We start from the raw sequence: 24,762 nt of genomic DNA on the forward strand, positions 1-24,762 counted from the left end.
GAGCCCATGAAGAGCTTCTTCGCCTCCATGACGCCCTGGGACCGCAACGACGGCTCCCTGCACGTCTACGTCCTGCCCGACGACGATGTGGCCGACCGCATCGGGGATCTGCAGGCCCGCCTCGACGGGGTCGACCACCTTCCCCCGATGCCGCGCGCGTGGCTGCACTTCACGGTCAACCGCCTGGCGCAGTTCGACGACCTCTCGATGGCCGACCTCACGCGGTTCGGCGGCGCGATGAGCGCGGAACTCGCGTCAGTGCCCGCGTTCGAGCTGCTCGTCGGGCCACCGCGGGTCCACGACGTCGCCGTCGAATGTGTGGCCGAGGCGACGCCCGGGTGGGACGCGCTGGTCGACGGCGTGCGCCGGGCCGCGCTGTCGACGTTCGGCGGGACGATGCCGGACAGGCCGTATGCGCCGCACGTGACACTGGCCTACGCCACGGGCGACGTGCCCGACGACGCCCTCCGGGCACGCCTGGAGGGCGCACCCGAGTTAGGCAGCCTCCACGTGACGACGGCCCACCTGGTGTCCGTGACGGTGAGGCCCGAGCTGGGCACCTTCGACTTCATCGAGCTGGCCAACTGGTCACTGTGAGGGTGGCGCCCCAGGCAGGACTCGAACCTGCGACCGGCTGATTAGAAGTCAGATGCTCTATCCGCTGAGCTACAGGGGCTGGTCACCTGAGTGTAACGGGATTGGCCCGAGGGCCTAGATTTGGCTCCCATGAGCGAGAAACTGGTGTGGGTCGACTGCGAGATGACCGGGCTGGATCTGGTCCACGACGCCCTGATCGAGGTTGCGGTGCTGGTCACCGACGGGGACCTCAACGTCCTCGGCGACGGCGTCGACATCCTCATCAGGCCCACCGAAGCGGACCTGGCGCAGATGGGCGACTTCGTCCGGGCCATGCACACGAAGTCCGGCCTGCTCGACGTCCTCCCCACGGGCGTCACCATGGCGGAGGCCACCGAACGGGTCATGGACTACGTCCGCACGCACGTGCCCGTCGGGCGCAAGGCGCCGCTGGCCGGCAACACCATCGGAACGGACCGTGCGTTCCTCGCCCGGGACATGCCGGAGTTGGAGCAGTGGGTGCACTACCGCAACGTCGACGTGTCCACCATCAAGGAGCTGGCGAAGCGATGGTTCCCCCGGGTGCACTACCAGGCGCCTGCAAAGGGAGGCAATCACCGGGCGCTGGCTGACATTCAGGAGTCCATCGAGGAGCTGCGGTACTACCGGGAGGCGGTCTTCGTCGCCTCACCCGGGCCCTCGACGGTGGAACTGCGGGCCATCGCCGCACGTCACAGGGGTGCGCTCACCGGCGCCGGCGTCGAGGTGATTTCACAGGGCAACTAGGCGTGCGCTATTGTTTCTCAGTCGCCGGACCCCTCGTGGTCCACGACGAATGGTGGGTATAGCTCAGCTGGTAGAGCACCTGGTTGTGGTCCAGGGGGCCGCGGGTTCAAGTCCCGTTACTCACCCCGGCGGAAACCCGCCCCGAGCACTCGCTCGGGGCGGGTTTCTGCGTCTCCGCCGCCGGAGGCCGGCTGGATCACACCGTCAGGTCGCGCCGCGCGAAGAACCGGTAGGTGCCGGCGACGGCGAGGACGATGATGGCCACCGACAGTACGACGTAGACCGGGTCGAGGGTTCCGTCGGCCATCAGAGTGGCCGCGTCGAAGTACTTGAACGGCGAGAGGAACCTGAGGGGGGCGAGGTCCTCGTTGAGGTTGACCAGGTAGAAGACGAGGAAGGTCAGGAACATCACCGACGTGGCGCGCGAGGGGGCCGACTTCGGCCGCTTCGAGACCCCGGCCACCACCGCGCCCACGGCCAGGAAGATCAGCTGCAGGAAGAGCAGGCCGACCATCAGCACCTGGATCTCGTCGCTGGACGACCGCCCCTCGCCGAAGAAGCCCACGAAGTAGAGCGACGACACCGCGGTCACGAGGTTGAGCACCACGACGTTGACGAGGCCGGCGAGCAGCTTGCCGGTGAGTGCCCTCCCCCGGGGGATCGGCTTGGCGAAGAGGAACTCCGAGGTCCTGTCGCGCTCCTCCTTCGACACGAGGGTGGAGCCCAGGAGGACGGCATGCACAGCCCCCATCACCGCGACGTACAGGAACAGCACGCCGTAGAAGCCCTCCGCCGTCGACAGGTCGAAACCGGTCATCCCGAACACCACCAAGACCGCCCTCGGCAGCGTGGCCATCAACTGCTCGACCGACTGGCCGGCCTCCTCGTACCCGGCGAACTTCGCCATGCCGGCACCGACGAGGGCCACCATGCCCAGGGACCAGAAGATCAGCGCGGTCCGCTGCACCTTCAGCTCACGCACAAAGACGTTCATCACTGCCCCCTAGGCCGCCGCGCGGATGTCTTTGCGCACGTAGATCAGATAGCTCAGTGAGATCGCGACGACGACGAACGCGAACTCGACGACCAGCGAGGGGGCCTCCAGGTTTCCGCTGGCGATGATGTGGTCCGTCTCGTAGTACCTGAAGGGTGTGATGAACCTCGCCTCGTCGTTGCCGAGGACGTCGCCCACCACACCGATGATGTAGAAGGTGAAGACCGTCGGCAGGGACACCGCGACGACCGACTTGATCCGGGGAATCGTCACGGCGAACAGCGCCCCCAACGCCAGGAAGAACAGCTGGACCAGGAACAGCGTCGACGCCATGAGGAGGAAGGTGCGCGCGGAGAACTCGTCCTCGGACATGACTCGCGCGACGGTGTAGGCGACGGAGGCGAACACGAGGTTGGTGACGACCAGCAACGTCAGCGCGGCCCCCAACTTGGCCGTCACCACCCGGGACCTGGTGACCGGCTTGGACAGCAGGAAGTCCGCGGTCTTCCCGGAGGTCTCCTTCGAGATGATCCCCGTCCCGAGATTCATCGCCTGGATGGATCCCGCGAGGATCGCGAAGCTGAGCAGGTAGCCGAAGAATCCGTAGATGGTGAAGAAGCTCGCCAGTGAGATGTTCAGGGCGTCCATCACCATCTCGGGGAACTGCTCGAACACCTCCCGGGTCACGGCGACGTCGGCGGTGAACGCGGGATACAGGGCCATGAACGCCACGAGGATCGCGCTGAGCGAGACGATCCAGGTGATGGTCGACCTGCCGTGCGCCCGTAGCTCCCGGACGAACACGTTCACCGCTCGTCCCCCCGCTGGTAGTAGTGCAGGAAGATCTCCTCCAGGTCCGGCTCCTCGACGAGGAGGTCGACGAGGTCCTGTTCGGCGAGCATCCTGGTCACGTCGTTGATGCGTCCCCGGTAGAGGAAGCTCGCCGAGTGGTTGGTCACGGCCAGGTCGCTCACGCCGTCGATCCCGAAACGCGCCGGATCAGGCGGACCGGCCAACTCGACCCTGAAACGCTTGGTCTGGTTCTCGAGCAGCGTCCTGATCTCCTCGACCTTGATGATCGAGCCGTCCTTGATGATGGCCACCCGGTCGCAGAGCCGCTGCACCTCGCCGAGGATGTGCGAGGAGAAGAGGATGGTGGCGCCCCTCTCGTTCTCCACCCTCAGCCGGTGGAAGAACTGCTGCTGGATCAGGGGGTCCAACCCTCCGGTCGGCTCGTCGAGGATGATCAGCTTCGGTGCGTGCGCCAACCCCTGGATGATCCCGACCTTCTTCTTGTTGCCGTAGGACAGGTCGTCGATCTTCTTCTTCAGGTCGAGGTCGAACATCTCGGCGAGTTCGCGGATCCTCGCGTCCGTGACCGCCCGGTCCCTGGCATAGAAGCTGGCCGAGTACTTCAGCAGGTCGATGACCCGCATGTCGTCGTAGTAGAACACTTCGGACGGCAGGTAACCCACCTCCTGCCGGATCTCCGGGCCGGACGTGGTGATGTCCTTGCCGAACACCGTCGCCGAGCCGCTGGTGGGGTGGATGAGCCCGAGCAGCGTCCTGATCGTGGTGGACTTGCCCGCGCCGTTCGGCCCGATGAATCCGTAGATCTCGCCCTCCCGCACGGACATGTCGACGTCGACGATGCCTCGCGCCCGGCCGTAGGACTTGGTCAGCTTGGTCGTCTCGATGACGTGCATCTCAGCTCCGTTGAGCGTGTCGCGCTCCTGGTTTGCGTAAACCAGGATGTGCCTTCCGCTGGGCCGCTGTTAGCGCAGCGGATGTCCGCGGAGGGCCACCTCAATGGTAGGCCCATCACCGTGGCGGCGGCGGGAACGGTGCGCGACCGCGGCGGAGCCCGGGCGACGCGTAGCATTCCCCCATGATGCGTCTCCGTCGCGCTGACCCCCGGGTTCCCGGGTATACGCGCCGCCGTCGCGGCACCGGGTTCAGCTACCGCGATGCGGAGGGGCGGGCACTCGGCCCGGAGCAGCTGGAGCGGATCCGGGCCCTGGCCATCCCCCCTGCGTGGGGCGAGGTATGGATCTGCCCGCACCCCAACGGACACCTTCAGGCCGTCGGAACCGACGACGCGGGGCGCCGCCAGTATCTCTACCACCCGGAATGGCGGCGTCGTCGGGACCGGTCGAAGTTTCAGCGCGTGGCGGCCGCCGCCGCGGAGCTTCCCGCCGCCAGACGCCGCATCACGCGCGACCTCGCCCGCGAAGGCATGCCCCTGGAGCGGGCGGCGGCCACGGCCGTGCGGTTGCTCGACGTGGGCTACTTCCGGATCGGCAACGACGCCTACAGCGACGCCCACGGGTCCTTCGGGCTCACGACGCTGGAGCGGCGCCACGTCCGGCGCCGGGGGGACACGCTGGTGTTCCGGTTCGTCGGCAAGTCCGGCGTGGAGCACACCGTCGAGGTGGACGATCCTGCGGCCGTCGCGGTGCTGGACAGGCTCCGGCGCCGACGCGACGAGAGCCCACGCCTGCTCGCCTATCGGGTGGACCACACCTGGCGCGATCTCACCAGCACGGCGGTCAACTCGTACCTGCGGGATCTGTTCGGGGGCGCAGTCACCGCCAAGGATTTTCGCACCTGGCACGCCACTGTGATCGCCGCGACAGTGCTGGCCGAATCGGACGAGCCGGGCGGCAGCGTCACGTCCCGGAAGCGGGCCATCCGGGAGGCTGTGGCGGAGGTGGCCCGCTACCTCGGCAACACGCCGACGGTGGCGCGCACGTCGTATATCGATCCGCGGGTGATCGACGCCTACGATGCCGGCGTCACCATCGGCGAGGCAGTTCGACGCAGATACGGCTCCCCCCAGGCCCGGCAGGCGGGGCTGGAGCGAGCCGTCCTCGAGTTGCTCGGGTAAGCCCCCGGTCAGAAGACGGGTCGGCCGCCGGTCACACCGAGCACCGTGCCGCTGACGTACGACGCCTCTGCCGGGCTGGCCAGGAACACGAACGCTCCCGCCAGCTCCGCCGGCTGCCCCGCACGACCGAGCGGGGTGTTGCCTCCGAAGGTGGGCATGCCCTCCCCTGGTTTGGTGGCGGGCTGGAGTGGGGTCCAGATCGGGCCGGGGGCGACGGCGTTGACCCTGATCCCCTTCGGGCCGACGTCGGCGGCCAGGTTGACCGTGAAATTGTTGATGGCCGCCTTGGTGGCCGCGTAGTCGATGAGGGATTCCGAGGGGTCATAGGCCTGGATGGAGCTGACGTTGATGGTGCTCGATCCCGCTCCCAGGTACTTCAACGCCTGCTGGCTCACCCAGAACAGGGCGTACAGGTTGGTCTTGAAGACGCGGTCCATCTCTTCGGTCTTGACGTCGGCCAGGCCGTTCTCGCGCCGGGCCCACTGGTAGCCGGCGTTGTTGACCACGATGTCCAGGCCGCCCAGACCGGCCGCGGCGTCGTCGACCATCTGCCGCGCGACGGACTCCTCCGTGAGGTCGCCCGGGAGCAGGAGACAGGTCCGCCCTGCCTCCTCGACCCACTTCCGCGTCTCCTCGGCGTCCGACTGTTCCTCGTCGAGGTAGTTGATCGCGACGTCCGCCCCTTCGCGCGCGTAGGCGATGGCGACCGCGCGTCCGATCCCGGAATCTCCGCCGGTCACCAGAGCCTTGAGCCCCTTCAGCCGGCCGCGACCCGACCATGATTCCTCGCCATGGTCCGGGTAGGGATCCATCGGCGGAGTCAGGCCGGGCGGCTGCTGCTCCTGTTCGGGGAAACCGCCCTCGGGGCCGGCCAGTTCCTGAGCTGTCTTGTCCACTGCGTACAGATCCTCACTCATCGTCCCAGTCAAGACGATCACGGCTACATTTTCCAGGCCTCGGGCCACATCGACTCGGCGAAGCGGCGGCGATGTCGCGTTCGATCGATCCTCGATTGGACTTCCCCAAAGCGTTGCCACTACAGTTGGTCCTCGCGCGCACCGCTAGCTCAATTGGCAGAGCAGCTGACTCTTAATCAGCGGGTTCAGGGTTCAAGTCCCTGGCGGTGTACCAATGGACGAAGGGCCGGATCGACAGATCCGGCCCTTTCACGTTGCCCGGAACCGCCGTCGCATCCGGCGTCGCGTCGCGGCCCTCCCCACTCTCGACGTGCACGACACGCCGCCAAACCTCCCTGCGAGGCGCGCCCGACGGCCCGGGGTACGGATTGGTCGTGTATTCGGGCCCGCCAATCCCACCCCTTGACAAGTACATCGACGCTCATCAGTATTGATGTATGTCAATCCATGAGCGCGCTGCCGCCCGCGCGCCGATCAGCCCCGAGCGTGCCGCTGAGCTGACCACCACCCTCAAGGCACTGTCCGACCCGGCGCGGTTGAGCATGGTCGCCGCGATCGCCTCAGACCCGCGCGGAGAGGCGTCCGCCTTCGACTTCATCGGCTCCATCGACCTCGCCCAGCCCACCGTCAGCCACCACCTCAAGGTCCTCCACGAGGCTGGGCTCCTGTCCCGCCGCAAGGAGGGCACCTCGGTCTACTACCGGGTCGTACCCTCCACGCTCGACGACCTGGCCAGGGCCCTCGAGGCGTTCGCGAAGGGCCCCACACCCGCCGTCCGCGAGTCGCACCACCTCGAACTGCCCTCCGACGGCACCGTCGAGCACGTGCTCAACCGCGGCGTCGACGAACTCGCCTACCGCTTCACGGGCATCTTCGCCCGCGAGACGGTGGACCGCTACGTGCACGAGTCCTTCCAGACCCTCTACCGCACGGCCAGGATCAAGACCTTCGTACCGGTACTGGCCGTCCGCTTCGCCCAGGAGCGATTGACGGCGCTGGCGCAGTCGCGGGGCAGTCTGGCCAAGTCGGTTCCCGAGGTGCTCTTCGTGTGCACCCACAACGCGGGACGCTCCCAGATGGCCGCCGCCCTCCTCACCGCCATGGCGCCGGGGCGCGTGCACGTGCGCTCCGCCGGCTCGCTGCCGGCCTCCGAGATCAACCCTGCCGTCATCGAGTCGCTCGCCGAGGTGGGCCTCGAGGTCGGCCAGGAGTTCCCGAAGCCGCTGACCGACGACGTGGTGCGCGCGGCGGACGTCGTCGTCACCATGGGCTGCGGCGATGCCTGCCCCATCTACCCAGGCAAGCGCTACCTGGACTGGGAACTGCCCGACCCCGCCGGCCAATCCACCGACGACGTCGGCCCCATCCGCGACCAGATCTCAGCCAAGCTCCGCACCCTGCTCGTCGAGCTGGGCATCCCCACCACCTGAAAGGCACGCACCCCATGACCGACAAGCCCAGCGTCCTCTTCGTCTGCATCCACAACGCCGGCCGTTCCCAGATGGCCGCCGGTTATCTGCGCCACCTCGGCGAGGGCCGCATCGAGGTCCGCTCCGCCGGATCCGCACCGGCGGACAGCATCAACCCCGCCGCCGTCGCCGCCATGGCGGAGGAAGGCATCGACATCTCCGCCGAGCAGCCCAAGATCCTCACCACCGAGGCGGTCGAGGTCTCCGACGTGGTGGTCACGATGGGCTGCGGCGACACCTGCCCCTTCTACCCTGGCAAGCGCTACGAGGACTGGACTCTCGACGACCCGGCCGGCCAAGGCGTCGACGCAGTGCGCCCCATCCGCGACGAGATCCGCCGCCGCGTCGAACAGTTGATCAGCGAACTGCTGCCGACCGCGGTCTGACCTGCGGCGCTCTACGTGGCCGACGGGGAGTTCAGCCCCCCGTCGGCGCGTATCCGGTGCCGTAGCGCTCCACGTAACCGGAGACGTCGCCCGCCTTCAAGGCGGCCGCCAGTTCCCGCGTCCGCCTCTCATCCACCCTGTTGACCGAGGCGCCGCCCACCGTGTCGAACCCCGTGATCGGCACCATCAGCGACACGACGCCGCCCGCCCCCACCGCCTGGATGGCGGGGATCAGGCCGCCGAGGTTGTCCGGGTCCAGACTCCCGGTGACCTTGACGTTGCCCACCAGGTTGGCCAACAGGTCCAGGAAGCCTGCCGGATCCTCGGCGACGCGCGACTGCAGCCGCGCGAGCATCCCGGTGAGCACGGCCCGATGCCGCTCGGCGCGGTCGAGGTCGCCCAGCGGCATCGTCTTGCGCTCACGGCTGTAGATCAGCGCGTCGGTGCCACCCAGCGCGAGGGGCCCCGACGGGAACACCACCGTCCGGCCGGTGCTCTGCACGGTCACCCTCGTCGCCTTCTGGTTCTGGACCTCGAAGCCGCCGAGCCAGCGGGTGATGTTGATGAAGCCCGTGAAATTGGACTGCACGGCGTAGTGGATGGGAAGACCGCCGAGCAGGGCCGAGACGCTGCCGCTGAGGTTGTCCGTCCCACCCGCCGCGAAGCTGCCGTTGATCTTGCCGCGCCCGCCCCCGGCGTACGGCACGTAGGTGTCGCGTGCGATCGAGACCAGCGTCATCGAGCGCCGGTCCGCCGACAGCTGCGCCACCACGATCGCGTCCGCATTGCCCTGCAGGGACGTCGGTTCGCGCGAGTCGGTGCCGAAGAAGAGCACGTTCACCACACCGGCGGGCAGAACGTCGACCGGCGTGGGAGAAGGCGACGGGGAGGGGGACGCGGAGGCAGCCGGTGAGGGGCTCACGCCCGCCGCCGGGGTCGCGGCCGGCGTGGTCTCCGGATTCGACGGTAGGGACGTGGAGGATTGAACCCCCGACGGGGCGGAGCAACCGGTCAGGAACGTGGCGACCACAGCCAGCCACGTCAGGAAGGTGCGGAGGGCCGGGGAACCCCCACTCACCGGGTGATCGCCCGGCGGGCACGCGCCTCGAGCGACGTGCGACGCTTGGCGATGGTGTTGATCGTCACCGCGAAGACGACGAGCCCCAGCAGGGCACCGCCGATGGCCATCAACCGGTCCGTGCGCCAGCCGCCCTCCTCGTCGCGGACCTGGGAGGCGGCCGCGTCGAACTCGGCCTTCGCGAACCCCTTCACCTGCTCCACGCCTGCGCGGGCGATGTTCTGGGGCTTGACGGACTCCACGGCGTCCGACGTGGCCTGGGCGAGCTTCGCCCGGGCCGCGGCAACATCGGCGCGGATCTCATCGACGGATCGCTGTGAGCCATTAGACATGCGGTTCTCCTCCACTGACAGCCCCAGCCTAGTCAACCAGACCACCTCTCGGTCGAGGCCCCTAGAATGTGGCGCATGACCGCACGCCTCACCACCGGCTCCACCGCCCCCGCCTTCACGCTTCCCAACCAGGACGGCGACGACGTCTCGCTGGCGGACCACGCCGGACGCGCGGTGATCCTCTACTTCTATCCCGCCGCCATGACCCCTGGCTGTACGACGCAGGCGGTGGATTTCTCGTCCGCCCTGGACGCCTTCACGGCTGCCGGTTACACGGTCCTCGGCTGCTCGCCCGATCCGGTGGAGCGGCTGGCCAAGTTCAAGCAGAGCTCGGAGGTGGGCTTCACCCTCCTGGCGGACCCGGAGAAGACGGTGCACGATCTGTACGGCGCCTACGGACCGCGCAAGCTGTACGGCAAGGAGATCGAGGGCGTCCTGCGTTCCACGTTCGTCATCGACGTCGACGACGCCGGGGTCGGGACCGTGCGCCTGGCCCAGTACAACGTGAAGGCCACGGGGCACGTGGCGAAGCTTCGCCGCGAGCTTGGTGCCTGACACCGTTTTCCGCACCATCGACGCGGACTCCGGTGGGGGCGTCGACGTCGAACTGGAGGTGAGGCGGTCGCGGTTCCTGACGCGGCTGCGCAGGGTGGCGACGGAGGATGCCGCCCGCGCCGTCGTCGAGGACCGGCGCTCGGTCCACTTCGAGGCCCGGCATCACTGCTCGGCGTTCGTGCTGGGTCCGGAGTCCCGCACCGCGCGGAGCTCGGACGACGGCGAGCCCGCCGGGACCGCCGGGGTGCCGATACTCCAGGTCCTGCAGAAGAATTCGCTCACTGACGTGGTGGCCGTGGTGTCCAGGTACTTCGGGGGTGTCAAGCTGGGCGCCGGCGGCCTCGTGCGGGCCTACTCGGACGCGGTCGCGGCCGCCGTCGACACCATCGGCGTGCGCGAGGTTCGGCTGTGCCGGGTCCTGCGCGTGGACGTCGCCTTCGCGGATGCGGGCTCGATCGAGGACCAGTTGCGCGGGCTGGTGCTGCCGTCCGGCGCGCCGGTGGTGGTCGACGGCGTCGAGTGGACCGACGGCGCGCACATCTCGCTGGCTGTGCCCGCCGGTCGGGAGGCCGAGGTTGCCGAGGCCCTGGCGACGATGTCCGCGGGTCGGCTGAGTCCCGTCGCCACGGGCGAACGCTGGGTCGGATAGACGCGGCACTGCCTGGGTATCAGGAGCCGGCCGCGATCCTCCTGCACCATGAGACCGCCGGACGGCGGCCCTCTGGGAGGGAAACCATCATGAGCAACGAACCTATCCCCTATGCCCGCCTCGCCCGAGTCGTCGCTACGCGTGAGGCCTTGACCGAAGCCCCCGACGAGGGGGTGACTGAGACGCTCTTCCTCACCGGCCGGGAACCCATCCCCGAGGTGCGGCAGGTCGAGGTGGTGGAACCGTCGGTCTCCCTGACCGGCGAGAAGACGTTCCGCGTGGATCTGGCCATACCTCGCCAGGCCATCGGGGTCCACTCGTTCGGCCCCGGTGTGCAGAGCACCAGGCTCTCGGGCCGCCGAACCCTGTTGACCGAGGACGAGCACGTCGACGCGGTCACCGGCTTCCTCCCGGACCACCTGGATCTGCGGGTCAAGCCGGAGAAGCTCGATCGCAGGCTGCGCCGTCGTCTCAAGGGACGTATCCCGCGCCTGGATGATCCGGACGCCAAATGGGCCACCACCGTCTTCGGTACCGACGACCGCTACGACTTCAGCGACACCGGCTTCCCCTGGTGCACGGCCGGCCGGGTCGAGACCTCGAACGGAGGGTGGGCCTCGGGCGCCATGGTGGGCCCCCGCCACCTCCTCACCTGCAGCCACGCCATCGGCTGGACCACCAACCCGGACCCGTACGTGGCCGGCTGGATCAAGTTCATGCCCAGCTACTTCGACGGCAGCACCCCGTTCGGCACCGCCTGGGGCATCCACATCTACTGGCAGGAGCAGGTCTTCGGGCCCACCATCGAGGGAACCGAGGAGCGCCACGACTACGTGGTGGTGGTGCTCGATCGCCCCATGGGAGCCCTCACGGGCTGGATGGGATCGCGCACCTACTCGGACTCCTGGGACGGCGGCGCCTACTGGAGCCACATCGGCTACCCGCAGGACATCGCCGGTGGAAGCCGTCCCTGCTTCGTCGGCGACTTCAGCCTCAACGGACACGACTCACAGCCGGAGACGGCGCAGGCCATCATGCACCAGGCCGACGTCATCCCCGGCCAGTCCGGTGGGCCGATGTTCGGGTGGTGGGACGGGGAGCCTTGGCCGAGGGTGGTCGCGGATCAGAGCTGGCAGAGCGCCACGACCAACGGCGCCAGCGGCGGGTCGCACATGGTGGACCTGATCATCCGGGCCCGCAACGACTTCCCGTGACTCGCTCGGTGCGCGGCCACCGGTGGCATCAGTCCTCGGGCGCCTCGGCGAAGGCCCGCTTCGTGCCGTTGTACCAGTCCAGCGAAAGCTTCGGGGGCATCCAAAAGTCCGCGCATCTCGTTGTTGTCGCACGTGGAGGGTACGGAGACGCGAGAACGGCGTCGATCGTCCATGACCGGGGTAGTCAGAGCCATTACCCGAAGTACCGAAGAAGGGACTTGAACCCTCACGCCCGAAGGCACAGGATCCTAAGTCCTGCGTGTCTACCAATTCCACCACTTCGGCTCGCCCCGGAGGGCCCGTCCAGTCTAGGCGACCCACCGGCGCCTCGACCACTCGATCGCTGAGCTGCGCCCTTGCGCGACGGGGCGCCCCCTGCCGTTCGTCGCGATGAGCCGGATCTGGATCTCGTGAGGAGTTGAACGCTCAAAAGGGGCGCCGCCGACGTCGACCCTGGAGTCAGGCTCATGCACCTTCGATGAGAGCCGTGTCCGGCTCCACGCACGTCGTTGAGAGCCGTGTCCGGCTCAACTTCCTGCCTCCCCCAGCGGGAACCGCGACACCACCCCGTAGCGCGCCCCCGAACCCCGGGACTCCACCAGGCATACCTCCTGAGCAAGCCAACGCCAACCGGGAAAGGAATCCAGCACCTCCAGCCATCGGACCGCCACCACGCCGCGGCCGTGCCTCGCCAGGGTCAGGTGCCCGACGAAGCGGGCGCCGTCGGCCTCCACCCCTGCCCGGCTCGCGGCGGCACGGCACGACGCCGACAGCGCGGCCAGCTCGTCGTGGCCCTCACGGACTCCCAGCGCCAGCACCTTCGCCTTCGCCGCGTGCGGGAACGCCAGCCCGCCCCCGACGCCCACCCCGAAAGGCCGCGACCGTGCCGCGACGCCGGCCAGGTTCTCCTCCAGCCGGTCCAGGGCGTCCGCCGGGACGTCGCCCATGAACGACGTGGTCAGGTGCCAGCCCTCCGGCCGCGACCATCGCAGCGTGGGATCCACGTCACGGCGGGGCTCCAGCAGGGCGCCGAGTTCCGCGACCAATGAGGCGGGCGGAAGGACGGCGGTGAACATGCGCGCTCCCATGCCGCCAACCCTACCGAGGCGCCTCCGCGCGCAGGGATGGGAAGGTCCGCGGCTGGTGAAGGGCGTTCCAGGCCTGAGTCCTAGCGCTCGTCGTCGAGGACGGCGCGCGGCAGCGGATCGATGTCGGCCGGGCGGAGGGTCGGGTCGTCGAGCGCGAACGTCCGGATCGGCCCCGGGCCGGAGTGGCGGGTCTCGAACCGCACCGTGACGCGCCCCAGCCCCGATCCCCACACCCAGCCGCGACCGTGCTCGTCATGCACCACATCCGCCCCGGGATGGAAGCCGCGACCCCTGACGCCGCTCAACCCCACGTCCTCGCCATGGCTGATCTCCGTGACCGAGGCTGCCGCCTCCTCGTCGCCGAACAACCGTTCCTGCGCGGAGGTGGCGAAGTTGGACACCCCGATCCCCAGGAGCCGGACCCCGGCCCGCACATCCACCTCGCCCAGCAGGTCGAGCCCCGCGGCGGTGATCACGTCGACGGCGTCGGTGGCCCCGCCGAGGCTGCGCGCGACGGTGCGGGTGGTGAAGTCCGGGAACCGCACCTTGACCGTCACCGTCCGGGCGAAGTAGCCGGCGCGGGTGAGCCGCCCGGCCACGGACGCCGCGTCGCGGCGGAGGATCATCTCCAGCTGGGTGCGGTCCGTGAGGTCGGTGGCGAACGTGTCCTCCGTCGAGATGGATTTGGGGTCGCGCTGCGGGTGGACGACGCGGTCGTCACGGCCCCACGCCAGCGCGGCCAGCCCTTCGCCTGCGGCCTGCCCCACCTCGCGGATCAGCTCGGCGGGGTCGGCGGCGCGCAGGTCCTCGACGGTGTAGGCCCCGATGGCCACCAGGCGTTGCTCCGTCGCCGGCCCGACGCCGGGGATGGCCCGCACCGGGAGGGGCGCCAGGAAGCCGAGCTCCTCCCCGGGGTCCAGGATCCGGGCACCGTCGGGTTTGGCGGCCTCCGAGGCCAGCTTGGCCAGGAACTTCGAGGTGGCCACCCCGACGGAGGCCGTCAGTCCCTCAGTCCGCTCGGTCAGCTCGGCACGCAGCGCGGCCACGCGCTCAGCCAACTCAGCCTCGCCCCACCCTGTGGGCGCCAGGTCCACGAACGCCTCGTCGAAGCTGAGGGGCTCCACCAGCGGCGACACCTCCCTCAGGAGCTCCATCACGATCCTCGACGACTCGCGGTAGGCCGCGAACCGCCCGCCCAGGAACGCGGCGTTCGGCGCCCGTCTCCGCGCCTCCGCCCCGGACATCGCGGAACGCACCCCGAAGCGGCGCGCCTCGTAGGACGCCGTCGCCACCACCCCGCGAGGCCCGGCGCCGCCCACCACGACCGGCCTGCCGCGAAGGCTGGGCTTGTCGCGCTGCTCGACTGCGGCGAAGAAGGCGTCCAGGTCGAGGTGCAGGATCCGACGCGCCATCGGGGCGTCAGCCGACGGCCGGGGTGGGCCGGTACTGCGCGAAGTCGAACCCCTGCCTGATCTCGCGGGAGACCTCGGTCCATTCCCGCGGCGAGATCATGGGGAAGCGGGCCCCGCCGTCGGGGTCCTGGTGGACGTGGGTGATGTCCAGCTCGGTGAGGTACGGCCACGCCGCCTCGTAGACCTGGGCGCCGCCGCCTACGTAACACACCCGCTCCGGGGTCTCGGCCGCCAGGTCCAGCGCCTCGGTGATGGAGTGCGCCACCTCGACGCCGTCGTCGCTCCAGCCATGGTCGCGGGTGACGACGATGATCCGACGGTTGGGCAGCAACCCGATCTGCTCGTGCGTGCGGCGCCCGAAGATCACCGTGTTGCCGGTGGTCACCTTCTTGAAGCGGCGGAAGTCCTCGGGGATGTGCCACAGCATGTCCTCGCCGGAGCCAATCACCCAGTTGTCGGCCACGGCCGCGATCGCGACGATCCTCATCGCGGTTCCATCGGCCGGACATCGATCGTCTCGCCGGCGGCGTCGACCTGGACCGACCCGGACTCACGGCCGTCGACGGCCGTGACCCGCACCGTGGGATCGCCGGCGTCCGTCCACAGCAGCAACACCTCAGTGACTGAACCGGTGAGATTGAGCGCAGCCGTCTCCAGCGCCTTCGGGACGAGCCCGTTGACCAGATCCAACTCCGCGAGGTTGACCGGCCCGGCCACGGTGGATCCGCTCATCTCGATGGGCCCCATGCCCAGACGGGAGAAGGTGGTGATCTCGCCGGGCGCCCGGGCCTGCGACCCGACGCCGGCGATCTCGTCGACCGTGATGCGCAACTCGACGAGGGAGTCCAGGCCGTGATCGAGCAGCAGCGCCGAGGTCTCGGCCCAGCCCTCGAAGAACATCGGGTCCAACTCGAGCGATCCCCCGGCCCACTCGGGCTCCGGCATCATCGGGTTCATACCCCCCGTCACGGACTCACTCATCATCATGCCGGAGAACCCGATCACCCCCAGAACCCCCAGCCCCACGACGGTCGCCCCGACGCCCAACAGGACGCGGCGGCCCACGTCACTCGACGGCACGCCGCGATACACCTCCGGCAAGGGCTGGAACGCCTGCGGCGGCCCAGGTTGGGGGCGCGGAAACGCCGGCGTCACCGGAACGATGTTGGGCTGCGGCAGGCCCTGGAACTGGGCCATGGCATCGCGGTGGGTCACCGCGGCGAGCACGGCGTTGCTGCGCGTCTCGAACTCGGACTCGTCGAGCCGGCCGTCCGCGTACGCCGTGGACAGCAGCTCGAGATACCGGTCCCGCTCCTGGAAGGAGGGCCGCAGTTCGCTCATGAGGGTTAGGGTAGCCCGCCTACACGGCGATGGGCGCCTTGATGGCGGGGTGCGGGTCGTAGCCGACCACCTCGATGTCGGCCAGCGTGAACGCGTCCAGCTCGGTCACCTCGGGGTTGAGCCGCAGCCTCGGGAGTGCCCGCGGTTGCCGGGTCAGCTGCTCGGCCACCTGGTCCACGTGATTGGAGTAGATGTGCGCGTCGCCCAGCGTGTGCACGAACTCCCCCACGCGCAGCCCCGTCACCTGCGCGACGAGGTGCGTCAGCAGAGCATAGGAGGCGATGTTGAACGGCACGCCGAGGAAGACGTCCGCCGAGCGCTGGTAGAGCTGACAGCTGAGCAGGGAGGGCCCACCGTCGTCCGCCGGCGCCACGTAGAACTGGAACATCATGTGGCACGGCGGCAGGGCCATGGCGTCCACGTCCGCCACGTTCCACGCGGAGACGATGTGACGGCGGGAGTCCGGCCTGGTCTTAAGGGACTCGACGACGGCCGCCAGCTGGTCGATGTGGCGACCGTCCGGCGTGGGCCAGGAGCGCCACTGGTAGCCGTAGATGGGGCCCAGGTCGCCGTCGGCGTCGGCCCATTCGTCCCAGATGGTGATCTTGTTCTCGTGCAGCCAGGCCAGGTTCGTACTGCCTCGGAGGAACCACAGCAGCTCGCCGAACACCGACCGGGTGTGGACCTTCTTGGTGGTGAGCAGCGGGAAGCCCTCGGCCAGATCGAAGCGCATCTGGTAACCGAACACGGACCGGGTGCCGGTGCCGGTGCGGTCCGGCTTGTCCACGCCGGTGTCCGTGACATGGCGCAGCAGGTCCAGGTACTGCTTCATGCGGCCCCCTCCGCCTCGAGGCTCTTGAGGTAATCGACGAAGGCGCGCACGGCGTTGCCGCGGTGGCTGATCGAGTCCTTCTCCTCGGCCGTCAGCTCGGCCGACGAGACGGCCAGGCCGGCGGGGATGAACAGGGGGTCGTAGCCGAAGCCGTTCTCCCCGTCCGGCGCCTCCGCGATGCGGCCGGGCATCGTGCCGTGCCAGACCCTCCGCTCACCGGTGGGCGCCACCATGGCCAGCGCGCAGACGAAGCGCGCGGTGCGGCGCTCGGCCGGCACGCCGTCGAGTTGCGCCAGCAGGAGCTGGTTGTTGTCCTCGTCGTCGCACGCCGGCCCGGCCCATCTGGCCGAGCGGACGCCGGGCATGCCGTTGAGTTCGTCCACCTCCAGGCCCGAGTCGTCGGCGACGGCCATCAGCCCCGTCTCCCGGGCGGCGGCCGAGGCCTTGAGGAACGCGTTGCCCTCGAAGGTGCGCTCCGTCTCCGGCGGCTCGGGGTAGCGCGCCACGTCGCCGAGCCCCAGCACCTCGACCCGCACGCCCTCGCTCACCAGGATGCGGCGCAGCTCGGCGAGCTTCTTCGGGTTGTTGGTGGCCAGCACCAACCGCTCGGGCAACCTCATGCCAGTGCCTCGCGCTGCAGGCTGGTCAACTCCGCACAGCCGGCCGTGCCCAGATCCAGGAGCGTGCCCAGCTCGTCGCGGGTGAACGGCGTGCCCTCCGCGGTGCCCTGCACCTCGATGAACGTGCCCGAGCCGGTCATGACGATGTTCATGTCCGTGCCCGCCGCGGAGTCCTCGTCGTAGTTGAGATCCAGCAGTGCGTGTCCGTTGGCGTTGAACCCCACGGAGATCGCCGCGACCGAGTCCTTCAGCGGCTCGCCCTTGAGCGCCCCGAGGCGCCGCAGGTGCTCGACGGCGTCCGCCAGTGCCACATAGGCGCCGGTGATGGCCGCGGTGCGGGTTCCACCGTCGGCCTGGAGCACGTCGCAGTCCAGCACGATGGTGTTCTCGCCCAGCGCCTTGTAGTCGACGACGGCGCGCAGCGAGCGTCCGATCAGGCGCGAGATCTCATGGGTGCGGCCGCCGAGCCTGCCCTTGACGGACTCCCTGTCCGACCGGGTGTGCGTGGCCCGGGGCAGCATGGCGTACTCGGCGGTGACCCAGCCCAGGCCGGAGCCCTGCCGCCACCGGGGCACGCCGACGGTGACGGAGGCGGCGATCAGGACCCGGGTGCGGCCGAACTCCACGAGCACCGACCCCTCCGCGTGGTCCAGCCAGTTGCGGGTGATGCGCACCTCGCGCAGTTCATCGGGGGCGCGGCCATCGCCACGGCGAAACGTCATGGCGCCCAACTTAGTCGATCGTCACGTGCTCGACATTCGTGACGAACCCGCCCAGCAGGCGCCGCCCGATGCCCTGGAAGTCCGAGGCGTCTCCTGTGGTGAGGAACCTGCGCTCGGCCTCACGCGGCTGGTGGTGCAGCAGGCCGGCCTGGGTGAGCTGGGCGTAGGTGGACTGCGCGCACGCCTCCGCCGACGACACGAGCGAGACGCCCGTGCCCAGCACATAGCTGATCACCCCGCTGAGCAGCGGGTAGTGCGTACATCCGAGGATCAGCGTGTCCGCGTGCGCCTTGATCACCGGCTCCAGGTATTCACGGGCCACGTCGAGCAACTCGTCACCGCCCGTGATGCCGGCCTCGACGAATTCCACGAACCGGGGGCACGCCTGCGCGGTGAGGGTGATCTGGGGAGCGATGGCGAAGGCGTCGTCGTAGGAGCGCGAGTTCACCGTCGACTCCGTGGCCACCACCGCCACGCGACCGTTGCGGGTGGCCGCGACCGCACGGGTGGCGGCGGGTAGCACCACCTCGGTGATGGGCACGTCGTAGCGCTCCCGCGCGTCGCGCAGCACGGCCGACGAGGCGGAGTTGCAGGCGATCACGAGGGCCTTGACCCCCTGCGCGACGAGGTGGTCCAGGCCCTGCAGCGCGAAGCGGCGGACCTCGGCGATGGATCTGGGGCCGTAGGGCGCGCGGGCGGTGTCGCCCAGGTAGACGAAGTCCTCGTTGGGCAGCTGCTCCACGAGGGAACGCAGCACGGTGAGGCCGCCGAAGCCGGAGTCGAAGACGCCGATGGGCCGCTCGATCAGGTCACTCATCGGCCGGCTCGAAGTCCATGGGGTCCAGGCTGGCGTCCAGCCTCAGGCAGGTGGCGCGTGACTCGAGCAGGTCCTCCAGCAGGTAGCCCAGCCATTCGATGAGGTCGTGCAGCCCGCTGGCCTCGACGTTGGGGTCCGGTTCCGCGAGGCGCTCGGGGCCGGCCAGTTCCGTGTACCAGAACAGCCGCACCGCACCGAGCACCTTCACCCAGGCGTCGGCGCGCCCCAGCGCCACCGGCACGAACTCGTCCCAGCCCTCGAGGTCCTCCACGACGATGCGCGCGGCCGCCGTCCGGGCGCGGGCCTGGTTGTGGATGGAGTCGCGCCAGAAGTCGTCGGCGCCCTTCGCGTCCGGCATCGCGGGCGGGAACAGCCGGATCAGGCGGGGATTGCCGAGCATGCGGTTGGTGGGGTCGTCGGAGAGGTCCGCCACGATCTGCTCGAACGCGTCGTCGCTCTCGGCCGGCAGCAGGGTGGCCAGCTGGGAGGTGTAGAGCTCGATCATGTTGCGCAGCCCCTCGGCGCGGCCGTCGCGGCCGTCGAAGGCCCACACGATGTCCTCGTTCTCCAGCGTCATGCCTGCTCCATCGAGGCCCACAGGTTGTAGCCCTGCATCGCCAGCACGTCGCGCTCCATCGCCTCACGGTTGCCGGTGGAGACCACCGCCTTCCCGTCGTGGTGCACCTTCAGCATCAGCTCCTCGGCCTTCTCCAGGGGGTACTTGAAGTACTCCTGGAACACGTAGGTGACGTAGCTCATGAGGTTGACCGGGTCGTCCCAGACGATGGTCACCCACTGGCCCACCGTGCCCGGGGCCTCGGTGGGGGCCTCGAGGACCTCGACTCCGGCATCGCCTGCACTGCTCATGGCCCCAGGATAGGGTGCCGTGCATGACCACCGCGCTGCTCACCGACCACTACGAGCTCACCATGGTGCAGGCCGCGATGAACGCGGGCACAGCCAACCGGCGCAGCCTCTTCGACCTGTTCACGCGCCGCCTGCCGGAGGGGCGTCGCTACGGCGTGGTGGCGGGGCTGGGGCGCGCCGTCGAGGCCATCGAGCGCTTCCGCTTCGACGAAGCCGAATTGAGCTGGCTTCTGGAGCGCGGGATCATCCAGGACAACCTGGCCGAGTGGCTGGCGAACTACCACTTCTCGGGAGACATCTGGGGCTACCCCGAGGGCGAGGTCTACTTCCCGGGCTCACCGGTGCTCTCCGTCGAGGGCACCTTCGCCGAGGCGTGCCTGCTGGAGACGGTGCTGCTGGCCATCTACAATCACGACTCCGCCATCGCCGCCGCTGCGTCGCGGATGACGTCCATGGCCGGCGACCGGCCGTGCGCGGAGATGGGGTCGAGGCGCACGCAGGAGTGGTCGGCCGTGGCCGCTGCCCGGGCCGCGTACGTGGCAGGATTCGCCTCCACGTCGAACCTCGAGGCGGGGCGCACCTACGGCGTGCCGACCATCGGCACCGCGGCGCATTCCTTCACCCTGCTGCACGACACCGAGGAGGACGCCTTCCGCGCACAACTCGCGACACTGGGCGAGGCCACCACGCTGCTGGTGGACACCTACGACATCGACGCCGCCATCCGGCTGGGCGTGGAGCTCACGGGCGGGCGGCTGGGAGCGATCAGGCTGGACTCCGGCGACCTGGCGCTGGTGGCGCGCGAGGCCCGTGATCTCCTCGACGACCTCGGCGCCACCCACACCCGGATCATGGTCACCTCGGACCTCGACGAATGGCAGATCGCCGCGCTGCAGGGCGCCCCCGTGGACGGCTACGGCGTGGGCACCGCGCTGGTCACCGGCTCCGGGCACCCAACCTGCGGGTTCGTGTACAAGCTCGTGGCGCGCGCCGCCTCGGACGATCCGAACGCGCCGATGACGCCGGTGGCGAAGAAGTCCAAGGGCAAGAACACGCTGGGCGGCCGGAAGTTCGCCATGCGCCGCCGCGGGGCCGACGGCAGGGCCGAGTCCGAGGTGATCGGGATGGGCACCCCGCCCGCCAACGACGGCAACGACCGCGACCTCCTCGTCCCCGTGTTCCGCGGGGGCGAGCTGGTCTACCGCGCCACCCTCGACGACGCGCGCCGCCGGCACGTCGAGTCCCTGGCGGAGCTGCCGGTGGGCGCCCACCGGATCTCGAAGGGCGATCCGGCCCTGGAGACCCTCATCCTCGACGAGACCGGCAACCAGTCCACCAACCCGTATCAGGCCGCGCCGCTGGTGCCGAACCTCTGACCGGGCGCTCCGACGTGCGCTGTCCCCGGTGGGCGGGGGAGTAATCAGGGAGTCAGGCCCGGGATCCCGGGCCGTGAACTCCTGCCCGCGGGGCCGAGGGTGGCCGGCTCCTGCTTCGGCCCGCTGGCGGCGATGGGCACACCCAGGCGCCTATCAATCCTTGTCAGAGCGAGTATCACAGTGCGGCAACAGTTCACACCCACGCCTTGCGTCGCACACCTGTTCTATTTATACTGGACTCATGCTTCAACGACGGCTCACCACGGACCAGGCGCTCGGTGCGCTGGAGTCCACGCTGTCGCTGGTGGACCACGCGGAGCGCGAAGGGCTGGAGCCCACGGCCAGGCTGCGTCTGATGCAGCGGGCCAGGCGGCTCGCCGAGCGGATCGAGTCGCTCGCACTTGTCCTCACTGACGAGGCCAACCGGGCCCAGGCGTCGATGAAGTCCGCAGGCACTCCGCTGACGTCCTTCCTGGCCGTCAGCGAGCAACGTGACACGAGGGAGGCCGCCGCGCAGGTGTTCCAGGCCCGGGACCTCGCCACACACTCGCAGGTCCGGCAGGCGGCTCTCGAGGGCGACGTGTCGCCCGGACATGCGGTGGCCATCTGCAAGGGCATGGCGCAACTCCCGGCCGGGTTGAGTGCCGAGCAGGTGGAGCGGGCGCAGGCAGTGTTCATCGGGCGCGCTGCCAGCGCCACGCCCCGCAAGCTGGCGCAGGCGGCGGCGCTCGTTCTGGCGGAGGTCGCGCCGGAACTGATGCCCACCGCGGCGGAGCAGGTCGCAGACATCGAGGCGCAGACGCGCCGGGCGCGGGCCAAGCGGTCGTTCAGCTACGGCGACGACGGCGACGGCTCCGTGTGGTTCCGCGGCTCCCTGCCTGAGGTGGACGCGGCGCCGCTGATCGCCACCCTGGAGGCGTACGTGCAGGCGGATCGACGAGCGGCGCGGGGCCGTCTCGCCGGCGTCCGCTCCCTGCGCCCCGGGCCGCAGCTGCTCCGGAGCTACGCTGCAGCCGATCAGGGCCGCACGCCCGACCAACGCAGGGCCGACGCGTTCACCACCATCGTGGCCGAGCATCGCGGGGCGCCGACAGCGGCCGGAGACCGGCCGCGGATCGTGATCACCATCAGCGAGGCGGACCTACGGGGTCGCGCGGAGGCATTGGGCTTACTAGCGTCGGGTGCGGAGATCGCACCCGGAGACCTGCGCCGGCTCTGCTGCGACGCGGACCTCACCCCGGCCGTCCTGGGCGCTGCCTCGGAGATCCTGGACATCGGACAGACGAAGCGGCTGGTGAACCCCGGCATCCGCAAGGCACTGTCCCTCCGCGACGGCGGCTGCGCATTCCCCAACTGCACCGCACCGGATTCGGCGTGCGAAGCACATCACGTGATTCCGTGGTATCTCGACGGGCCCACGTCGCTGGGAAACATGGTCCTGCTCTGTGCACATCATCACGCGGTCATCGAGCCCCAACGATTCAACGCCGACGCCGATCAATGGACAGTCACGTTCGATCCGGTCACCCGGAAGCCGGTGATCTCGCCGACGCGGCGGATGCAGGTCCACCTGGCAAGTCAGGACCGCCCGGGGCCTAGGATCCGGGCGGCGGCAACAGGCCGCTCGCCCAGGAGCGCCGCCCACGATGCCGGGCCAGGAGTGTGGCCATCGCCGGCGTTCGTCAGCGGTCCCAGCGGGATTCGGGCTGCTCGTCGAGCCCGTTCATCACCGCGGCAAGGCGGCGCGGAAGCGGCGCCTTGAAGATCTCCTCCAGCGAGATCCGCTTGCCACGCATGTCCGCCAGCGGCACCCGCCAGTTTGGGTACTCGTCCACGGTGCCCGGCTGGTTCTGCGCCCGGCGCTCCCCCACTGCGTCCGTGAGCGCCGCGAGCAACACCTTCGACGGGGTGCGCAGCAGGAACTTGTGGAGCGCCAGCATCACCTCGACGGGCTCATCACGCTGATCCTCGGCGAGCAGCCCCTCGTCGACGAGCTTGGCCAGCCAGCCGGCCTGTTCGCGTTGCGCAGCGTCGAGTTCCTCCTGGAGCGGCTCGGTGAGCAGGCCGAGGTCGTCGCGCAGCCGCACGTGGTCCCCAGCGAGGTAACCAAGCGTCGGCGGCAGATCGTGGGTGGTGACCGAGGCCATGCAGTACTGGCGCCACCACTGGGCATCCAGCGGCTCGCCCTGCATCCCCGCCTCGAACCACAGCACCGAGGTGCCGAGGATGCCCCGGCGGGACAGATAGTCGCGCACCCACGGCTCGACGGTGCCGAGGTCCTCGCCGACGATGAGTGCCTGGGCCCGCTGCGCCTCCAGCGCCAGGATCCCGACGAGCGCCTCGTGGTTGTTGCGCACGTAGGTCCCGTTGGTGGGCCCCGCACCGATCGGCACCCACCACAGCCGGAAGAGGCCGATGATGTGGTCGATCCGTACGCCGCCCACCCGCCGCAGCGCGGCCGACACCATGGCCCGGAACGGCGAGTAGGCGAGCTCCTCGAGCTTGTCCGGGCGCCACGGGGGCTGACCCCAGTCCTGCCCCGCCTGGTTGTACTGGTCCGGCGGGGCCCCCACGCTCATGCCGGAGGCGAACACCTCAGGCATCATCCAGGTCTCGGCGCCCTGGCGGTGCACGCCGACGGCGAGATCCGTGACGATGCCCACCGGCATGTTCACCTCCGCGGCCACCGTCTGGGCGGCGGAGATCTGAGTCTGTGCGATCCACTGCAGCCACTCGAAGAAGTCCACGTCCCCTGCGTGCTCCTCCGCGTAGGCCGCCACCGCGGGCGACGACGGCCGGCGCAGCTCCTCCGGCCATTCCGTCCACAGCTGGCCGTGGGTGAGCGACAGGCAGGACCAGAGCGCGAAGTTGCGCAGCCCGATGCCCTCGCGACGGCGGAAGTCCTCGTAGGCGATCCGGCGGGCCGAGCGCATGCCCGATTCGTGGATGAGACGCAGCGCCTCGATCTTCAGCGGCCAGATGGCGTTGCGGTCCACGATGCCAGAGGTGTCCGCCGCGGCCTGCGCCTGGCGACGCAGCGCCTTGATCCGGAGCCGCTCGGCACGGCCCAGGGTGGCGTACTCGGGGATGGCCTCCGGGCGGATGTAGCTGGGGTTGATGAAGCGGCGGCTGGCCGGGAGGTAGGGCGAGGGCTCCATGGGGGGCACGGGCTGGGCCGCGTGCAGGGGGTTGATCAGCACGTAACCGGCGAACTGCTTGGTGCCGGACCACGTGATGAGGTCCGCGAGGTCCGCCAGGTCCCCGATTCCCCACGACTGGCGCGAGGTCACCGAATACAGCTGCGTGCCGTAACCCCAGATCCGCTGGTTCCGCATCGCCGCCGGGAAGCCGACGACCGATGGCGTGACGATGAGCATGCCCGTGTGCACGCCGGTAGCCGTTCGGGCCACGATGTGGTGGTAGCCGGTGGGCAGGTCGTCGCCCACCCAGAACGACGCCTCGCCGATGGCCTCGCCGTCGACCCACCGGTCCGGCGCGACGTTCTCGCTCTGCCAGGTGCGCCGCGTCTCCCCGGATTCGAGGCCGATGTGAACGTCCACCTCGGTGCCGGCGGGCAGATGGATGGGCACGTGCGCGCCCTGTCCCTCCTCGAGGACGGTGCACGAGGGCACCACGCGGCGCCAGCGCTCGTCCTCGAGCCGGGTCAGCGACGCATCCGCGGCCTCGGGGGTGCTCGCATCCACATCGAACGCGGCCAGGACGCCGATGATCGTCTCGGCGGGAATGGGCACATGGCGCCCCTTCCAGTCCCAGAACTCCCGGGCTATGCCGAAGCGTTCGGCCAGCTGGATCAGGCCGTGGTTGAGGTCAGTCACGATGAAGA

General features: G+C 69.5%; 27 protein-coding genes and 4 tRNA genes. 12 read left to right on the forward strand and 19 right to left on the reverse strand.

Going from position 1 to position 24,762, the window contains the following annotated elements; translation table 11 throughout:
* Positions 1 to 6: 6 nt before the first annotated feature.
* Positions 7 to 597 carry a 2'-5' RNA ligase family protein gene (locus tag ACZK5N_RS05900; RefSeq protein ID WP_459019226.1) on the forward strand — a complete coding sequence of 197 codons (591 nt, stop codon included), beginning with the start codon at positions 7 to 9 and terminating at the stop codon, positions 595 to 597.
* A 3-nt stretch (positions 598 to 600) separates the two neighbouring features.
* Here the strand turns inward: ACZK5N_RS05900 and ACZK5N_RS05905 are convergent.
* Positions 601 to 676: transfer RNA gene (locus ACZK5N_RS05905), tRNA-Arg, on the reverse strand.
* A gap of 50 nt (positions 677 to 726) precedes the next feature.
* Between ACZK5N_RS05905 and orn the strand changes: the two genes are divergently transcribed.
* On the forward strand, positions 727 to 1,362 hold the full coding sequence (orn, locus tag ACZK5N_RS05910; RefSeq protein WP_459019225.1) for an oligoribonuclease: 636 nt from the start codon (positions 727 to 729) through the stop codon (positions 1,360 to 1,362).
* A gap of 52 nt (positions 1,363 to 1,414) precedes the next feature.
* Positions 1,415 to 1,487: transfer RNA gene (locus ACZK5N_RS05915), tRNA-His, on the forward strand.
* 71 nt (positions 1,488 to 1,558) lie between these two features.
* Here ACZK5N_RS05915 and ACZK5N_RS05920 read toward each other — a convergent pair.
* The 3 genes from ACZK5N_RS05920 to ACZK5N_RS05930 are packed head-to-tail and all read right to left on the reverse strand — an operon-like array spanning position 1,559 to position 4,062.
* Positions 1,559 to 2,356, reverse strand: a complete 798-nt coding sequence (locus ACZK5N_RS05920; RefSeq protein WP_459019224.1) for an ABC transporter permease subunit — start codon at positions 2,354 to 2,356, stop codon at positions 1,559 to 1,561.
* A 9-nt stretch (positions 2,357 to 2,365) separates the two neighbouring features.
* Positions 2,366 to 3,166: an ABC transporter permease subunit gene (locus ACZK5N_RS05925; RefSeq protein ID WP_459019223.1), complete on the reverse strand. Its 801-nt coding sequence runs from the start codon at positions 3,164 to 3,166 to the stop codon at positions 2,366 to 2,368.
* Positions 3,163 to 4,062 carry an ABC transporter ATP-binding protein gene (locus tag ACZK5N_RS05930; RefSeq protein ID WP_459019222.1) on the reverse strand — a complete coding sequence of 300 codons (900 nt, stop codon included), beginning with the start codon at positions 4,060 to 4,062 and terminating at the stop codon, positions 3,163 to 3,165. The genes ACZK5N_RS05925 and ACZK5N_RS05930 overlap by 4 nt, the downstream gene beginning before the upstream one ends.
* Positions 4,063 to 4,244: 182 nt before the next feature.
* Here ACZK5N_RS05930 and ACZK5N_RS05935 point away from each other — a divergent pair, with 182 nt between their 5' ends.
* Positions 4,245 to 5,243 (forward strand): DNA topoisomerase IB, encoded by a 999-nt coding sequence (locus tag ACZK5N_RS05935; protein ID WP_459019221.1) that lies wholly within the window; start codon positions 4,245 to 4,247, stop codon positions 5,241 to 5,243.
* A gap of 8 nt (positions 5,244 to 5,251) precedes the next feature.
* Here the strand turns inward: ACZK5N_RS05935 and ACZK5N_RS05940 are convergent, their stop codons facing one another.
* Positions 5,252 to 6,160 (reverse strand): SDR family oxidoreductase, encoded by a 909-nt coding sequence (locus tag ACZK5N_RS05940; protein ID WP_459019220.1) that lies wholly within the window; start codon positions 6,158 to 6,160, stop codon positions 5,252 to 5,254.
* Between the two features lie 138 nt (positions 6,161 to 6,298).
* On the opposite strand from ACZK5N_RS05940, the gene ACZK5N_RS05945 reads away from it, so the two are divergent.
* The 3 genes from ACZK5N_RS05945 (at position 6,299) to ACZK5N_RS05955 (ending at position 8,015) form a co-directional block, all read left to right on the forward strand.
* Positions 6,299 to 6,374 (forward strand) — tRNA-Lys (locus ACZK5N_RS05945).
* Positions 6,375 to 6,597: 223 nt separating this feature from the next.
* Positions 6,598 to 7,590, forward strand: coding sequence for a metalloregulator ArsR/SmtB family transcription factor (locus ACZK5N_RS05950; RefSeq protein WP_463624697.1), 993 nt, complete (start codon positions 6,598 to 6,600; stop codon positions 7,588 to 7,590).
* Between the two features lie 14 nt (positions 7,591 to 7,604).
* The gene (locus ACZK5N_RS05955) at positions 7,605 to 8,015 is read left to right on the forward strand and encodes an arsenate reductase ArsC (RefSeq protein ID WP_459019218.1); all 411 of its coding nucleotides are present in this window, start codon (positions 7,605 to 7,607) and stop codon (positions 8,013 to 8,015) included.
* Positions 8,016 to 8,046: 31 nt separating this feature from the next.
* On the opposite strand, the gene ACZK5N_RS05960 is transcribed toward ACZK5N_RS05955, so the two are convergent.
* A complete protein-coding gene (locus ACZK5N_RS05960) occupies positions 8,047 to 8,937 on the reverse strand; it encodes an LCP family protein (protein WP_463624698.1) in 891 nt (296 codons plus the stop codon).
* Between the two features lie 152 nt (positions 8,938 to 9,089).
* A complete protein-coding gene (locus tag ACZK5N_RS05965) occupies positions 9,090 to 9,425 on the reverse strand; it encodes a DUF3618 domain-containing protein (RefSeq protein WP_459019216.1) in 336 nt (111 codons plus the stop codon).
* A 75-nt stretch (positions 9,426 to 9,500) separates the two neighbouring features.
* Here ACZK5N_RS05965 and ACZK5N_RS05970 point away from each other — a divergent pair, with 75 nt between their 5' ends.
* The 3 genes from ACZK5N_RS05970 (at position 9,501) to ACZK5N_RS05980 (ending at position 11,843) form a co-directional block, all read left to right on the forward strand.
* Positions 9,501 to 9,980 carry a peroxiredoxin gene (locus ACZK5N_RS05970; RefSeq protein WP_459019215.1) on the forward strand — a complete coding sequence of 160 codons (480 nt, stop codon included), beginning with the start codon at positions 9,501 to 9,503 and terminating at the stop codon, positions 9,978 to 9,980.
* Positions 9,973 to 10,629, forward strand: coding sequence for an IMPACT family protein (locus ACZK5N_RS05975; RefSeq protein WP_459019214.1), 657 nt, complete (start codon positions 9,973 to 9,975; stop codon positions 10,627 to 10,629). The genes ACZK5N_RS05970 and ACZK5N_RS05975 overlap by 8 nt, the downstream gene beginning before the upstream one ends.
* A gap of 89 nt (positions 10,630 to 10,718) precedes the next feature.
* On the forward strand, positions 10,719 to 11,843 hold the full coding sequence (locus ACZK5N_RS05980; RefSeq protein WP_459019213.1) for a trypsin-like serine peptidase: 1,125 nt from the start codon (positions 10,719 to 10,721) through the stop codon (positions 11,841 to 11,843).
* 203 nt (positions 11,844 to 12,046) lie between these two features.
* On the opposite strand, the gene ACZK5N_RS05985 is transcribed toward ACZK5N_RS05980, so the two are convergent.
* From ACZK5N_RS05985 to clpS, 11 genes are all read right to left on the reverse strand, one after another.
* Positions 12,047 to 12,128, reverse strand: a tRNA-Leu gene (locus ACZK5N_RS05985).
* Positions 12,129 to 12,370: 242 nt separating this feature from the next.
* Positions 12,371 to 12,931 carry an RNA 2',3'-cyclic phosphodiesterase gene (thpR, locus tag ACZK5N_RS05990; protein WP_459019212.1) on the reverse strand — a complete coding sequence of 187 codons (561 nt, stop codon included), beginning with the start codon at positions 12,929 to 12,931 and terminating at the stop codon, positions 12,371 to 12,373.
* An 80-nt stretch (positions 12,932 to 13,011) separates the two neighbouring features.
* Positions 13,012 to 14,343 (reverse strand): DNA polymerase IV, encoded by a 1,332-nt coding sequence (locus ACZK5N_RS05995; protein ID WP_459019211.1) that lies wholly within the window; start codon positions 14,341 to 14,343, stop codon positions 13,012 to 13,014.
* A gap of 7 nt (positions 14,344 to 14,350) precedes the next feature.
* Complete coding sequence (locus ACZK5N_RS06000; RefSeq protein WP_459019210.1) at positions 14,351 to 14,830, reverse strand: dihydrofolate reductase; 480 nt, start codon at positions 14,828 to 14,830, stop codon at positions 14,351 to 14,353.
* Positions 14,827 to 15,684 carry a DUF1707 SHOCT-like domain-containing protein gene (locus tag ACZK5N_RS06005; protein WP_459019209.1) on the reverse strand — a complete coding sequence of 286 codons (858 nt, stop codon included), beginning with the start codon at positions 15,682 to 15,684 and terminating at the stop codon, positions 14,827 to 14,829. Before ACZK5N_RS06005 ends, ACZK5N_RS06000 begins: the two co-directional genes overlap by 4 nt.
* A gap of 19 nt (positions 15,685 to 15,703) precedes the next feature.
* Positions 15,704 to 16,516, reverse strand: coding sequence for a thymidylate synthase (locus tag ACZK5N_RS06010; RefSeq protein WP_459019208.1), 813 nt, complete (start codon positions 16,514 to 16,516; stop codon positions 15,704 to 15,706).
* Positions 16,513 to 17,136, reverse strand: a complete 624-nt coding sequence (gene rdgB, locus ACZK5N_RS06015; RefSeq protein ID WP_459019207.1) for an RdgB/HAM1 family non-canonical purine NTP pyrophosphatase — start codon at positions 17,134 to 17,136, stop codon at positions 16,513 to 16,515. The genes ACZK5N_RS06010 and rdgB overlap by 4 nt, the downstream gene beginning before the upstream one ends.
* The gene (gene rph / locus ACZK5N_RS06020) at positions 17,133 to 17,858 is read right to left on the reverse strand and encodes a ribonuclease PH (protein ID WP_459019206.1); all 726 of its coding nucleotides are present in this window, start codon (positions 17,856 to 17,858) and stop codon (positions 17,133 to 17,135) included. The genes rdgB and rph overlap by 4 nt, the downstream gene beginning before the upstream one ends.
* Before the next feature lie 10 nt (positions 17,859 to 17,868).
* Positions 17,869 to 18,675 carry a glutamate racemase gene (murI, locus tag ACZK5N_RS06025; RefSeq protein ID WP_459019205.1) on the reverse strand — a complete coding sequence of 269 codons (807 nt, stop codon included), beginning with the start codon at positions 18,673 to 18,675 and terminating at the stop codon, positions 17,869 to 17,871.
* Positions 18,668 to 19,252, reverse strand: a complete 585-nt coding sequence (locus tag ACZK5N_RS06030) for a DUF2017 family protein (RefSeq protein WP_459019204.1) — start codon at positions 19,250 to 19,252, stop codon at positions 18,668 to 18,670. The genes murI and ACZK5N_RS06030 overlap by 8 nt, the downstream gene beginning before the upstream one ends.
* Positions 19,249 to 19,542: an ATP-dependent Clp protease adapter ClpS gene (clpS, locus tag ACZK5N_RS06035; RefSeq protein WP_459019203.1), complete on the reverse strand. Its 294-nt coding sequence runs from the start codon at positions 19,540 to 19,542 to the stop codon at positions 19,249 to 19,251. The genes ACZK5N_RS06030 and clpS overlap by 4 nt, the downstream gene beginning before the upstream one ends.
* 23 nt (positions 19,543 to 19,565) lie before the next feature.
* On the opposite strand from clpS, the gene ACZK5N_RS06040 reads away from it, so the two are divergent.
* Together ACZK5N_RS06040 and ACZK5N_RS06045 are read left to right on the forward strand one after the other, a co-directional pair.
* The gene (locus ACZK5N_RS06040; protein ID WP_459019202.1) at positions 19,566 to 20,918 is read left to right on the forward strand and encodes a nicotinate phosphoribosyltransferase; all 1,353 of its coding nucleotides are present in this window, start codon (positions 19,566 to 19,568) and stop codon (positions 20,916 to 20,918) included.
* Positions 20,919 to 21,159: 241 nt separating this feature from the next.
* Positions 21,160 to 22,680 (forward strand): HNH endonuclease signature motif containing protein, encoded by a 1,521-nt coding sequence (locus tag ACZK5N_RS06045; protein WP_459019201.1) that lies wholly within the window; start codon positions 21,160 to 21,162, stop codon positions 22,678 to 22,680.
* Here the strand turns inward: ACZK5N_RS06045 and malQ are convergent.
* A complete protein-coding gene (gene malQ, locus ACZK5N_RS06050; RefSeq protein WP_459019200.1) occupies positions 22,601 to 24,754 on the reverse strand; it encodes a 4-alpha-glucanotransferase in 2,154 nt (717 codons plus the stop codon). The genes ACZK5N_RS06045 and malQ overlap by 80 nt on opposite strands.
* Positions 24,755 to 24,762 lie beyond the last annotated feature (8 nt).

Source organism: Tessaracoccus pujii (assembly GCF_055326215.1).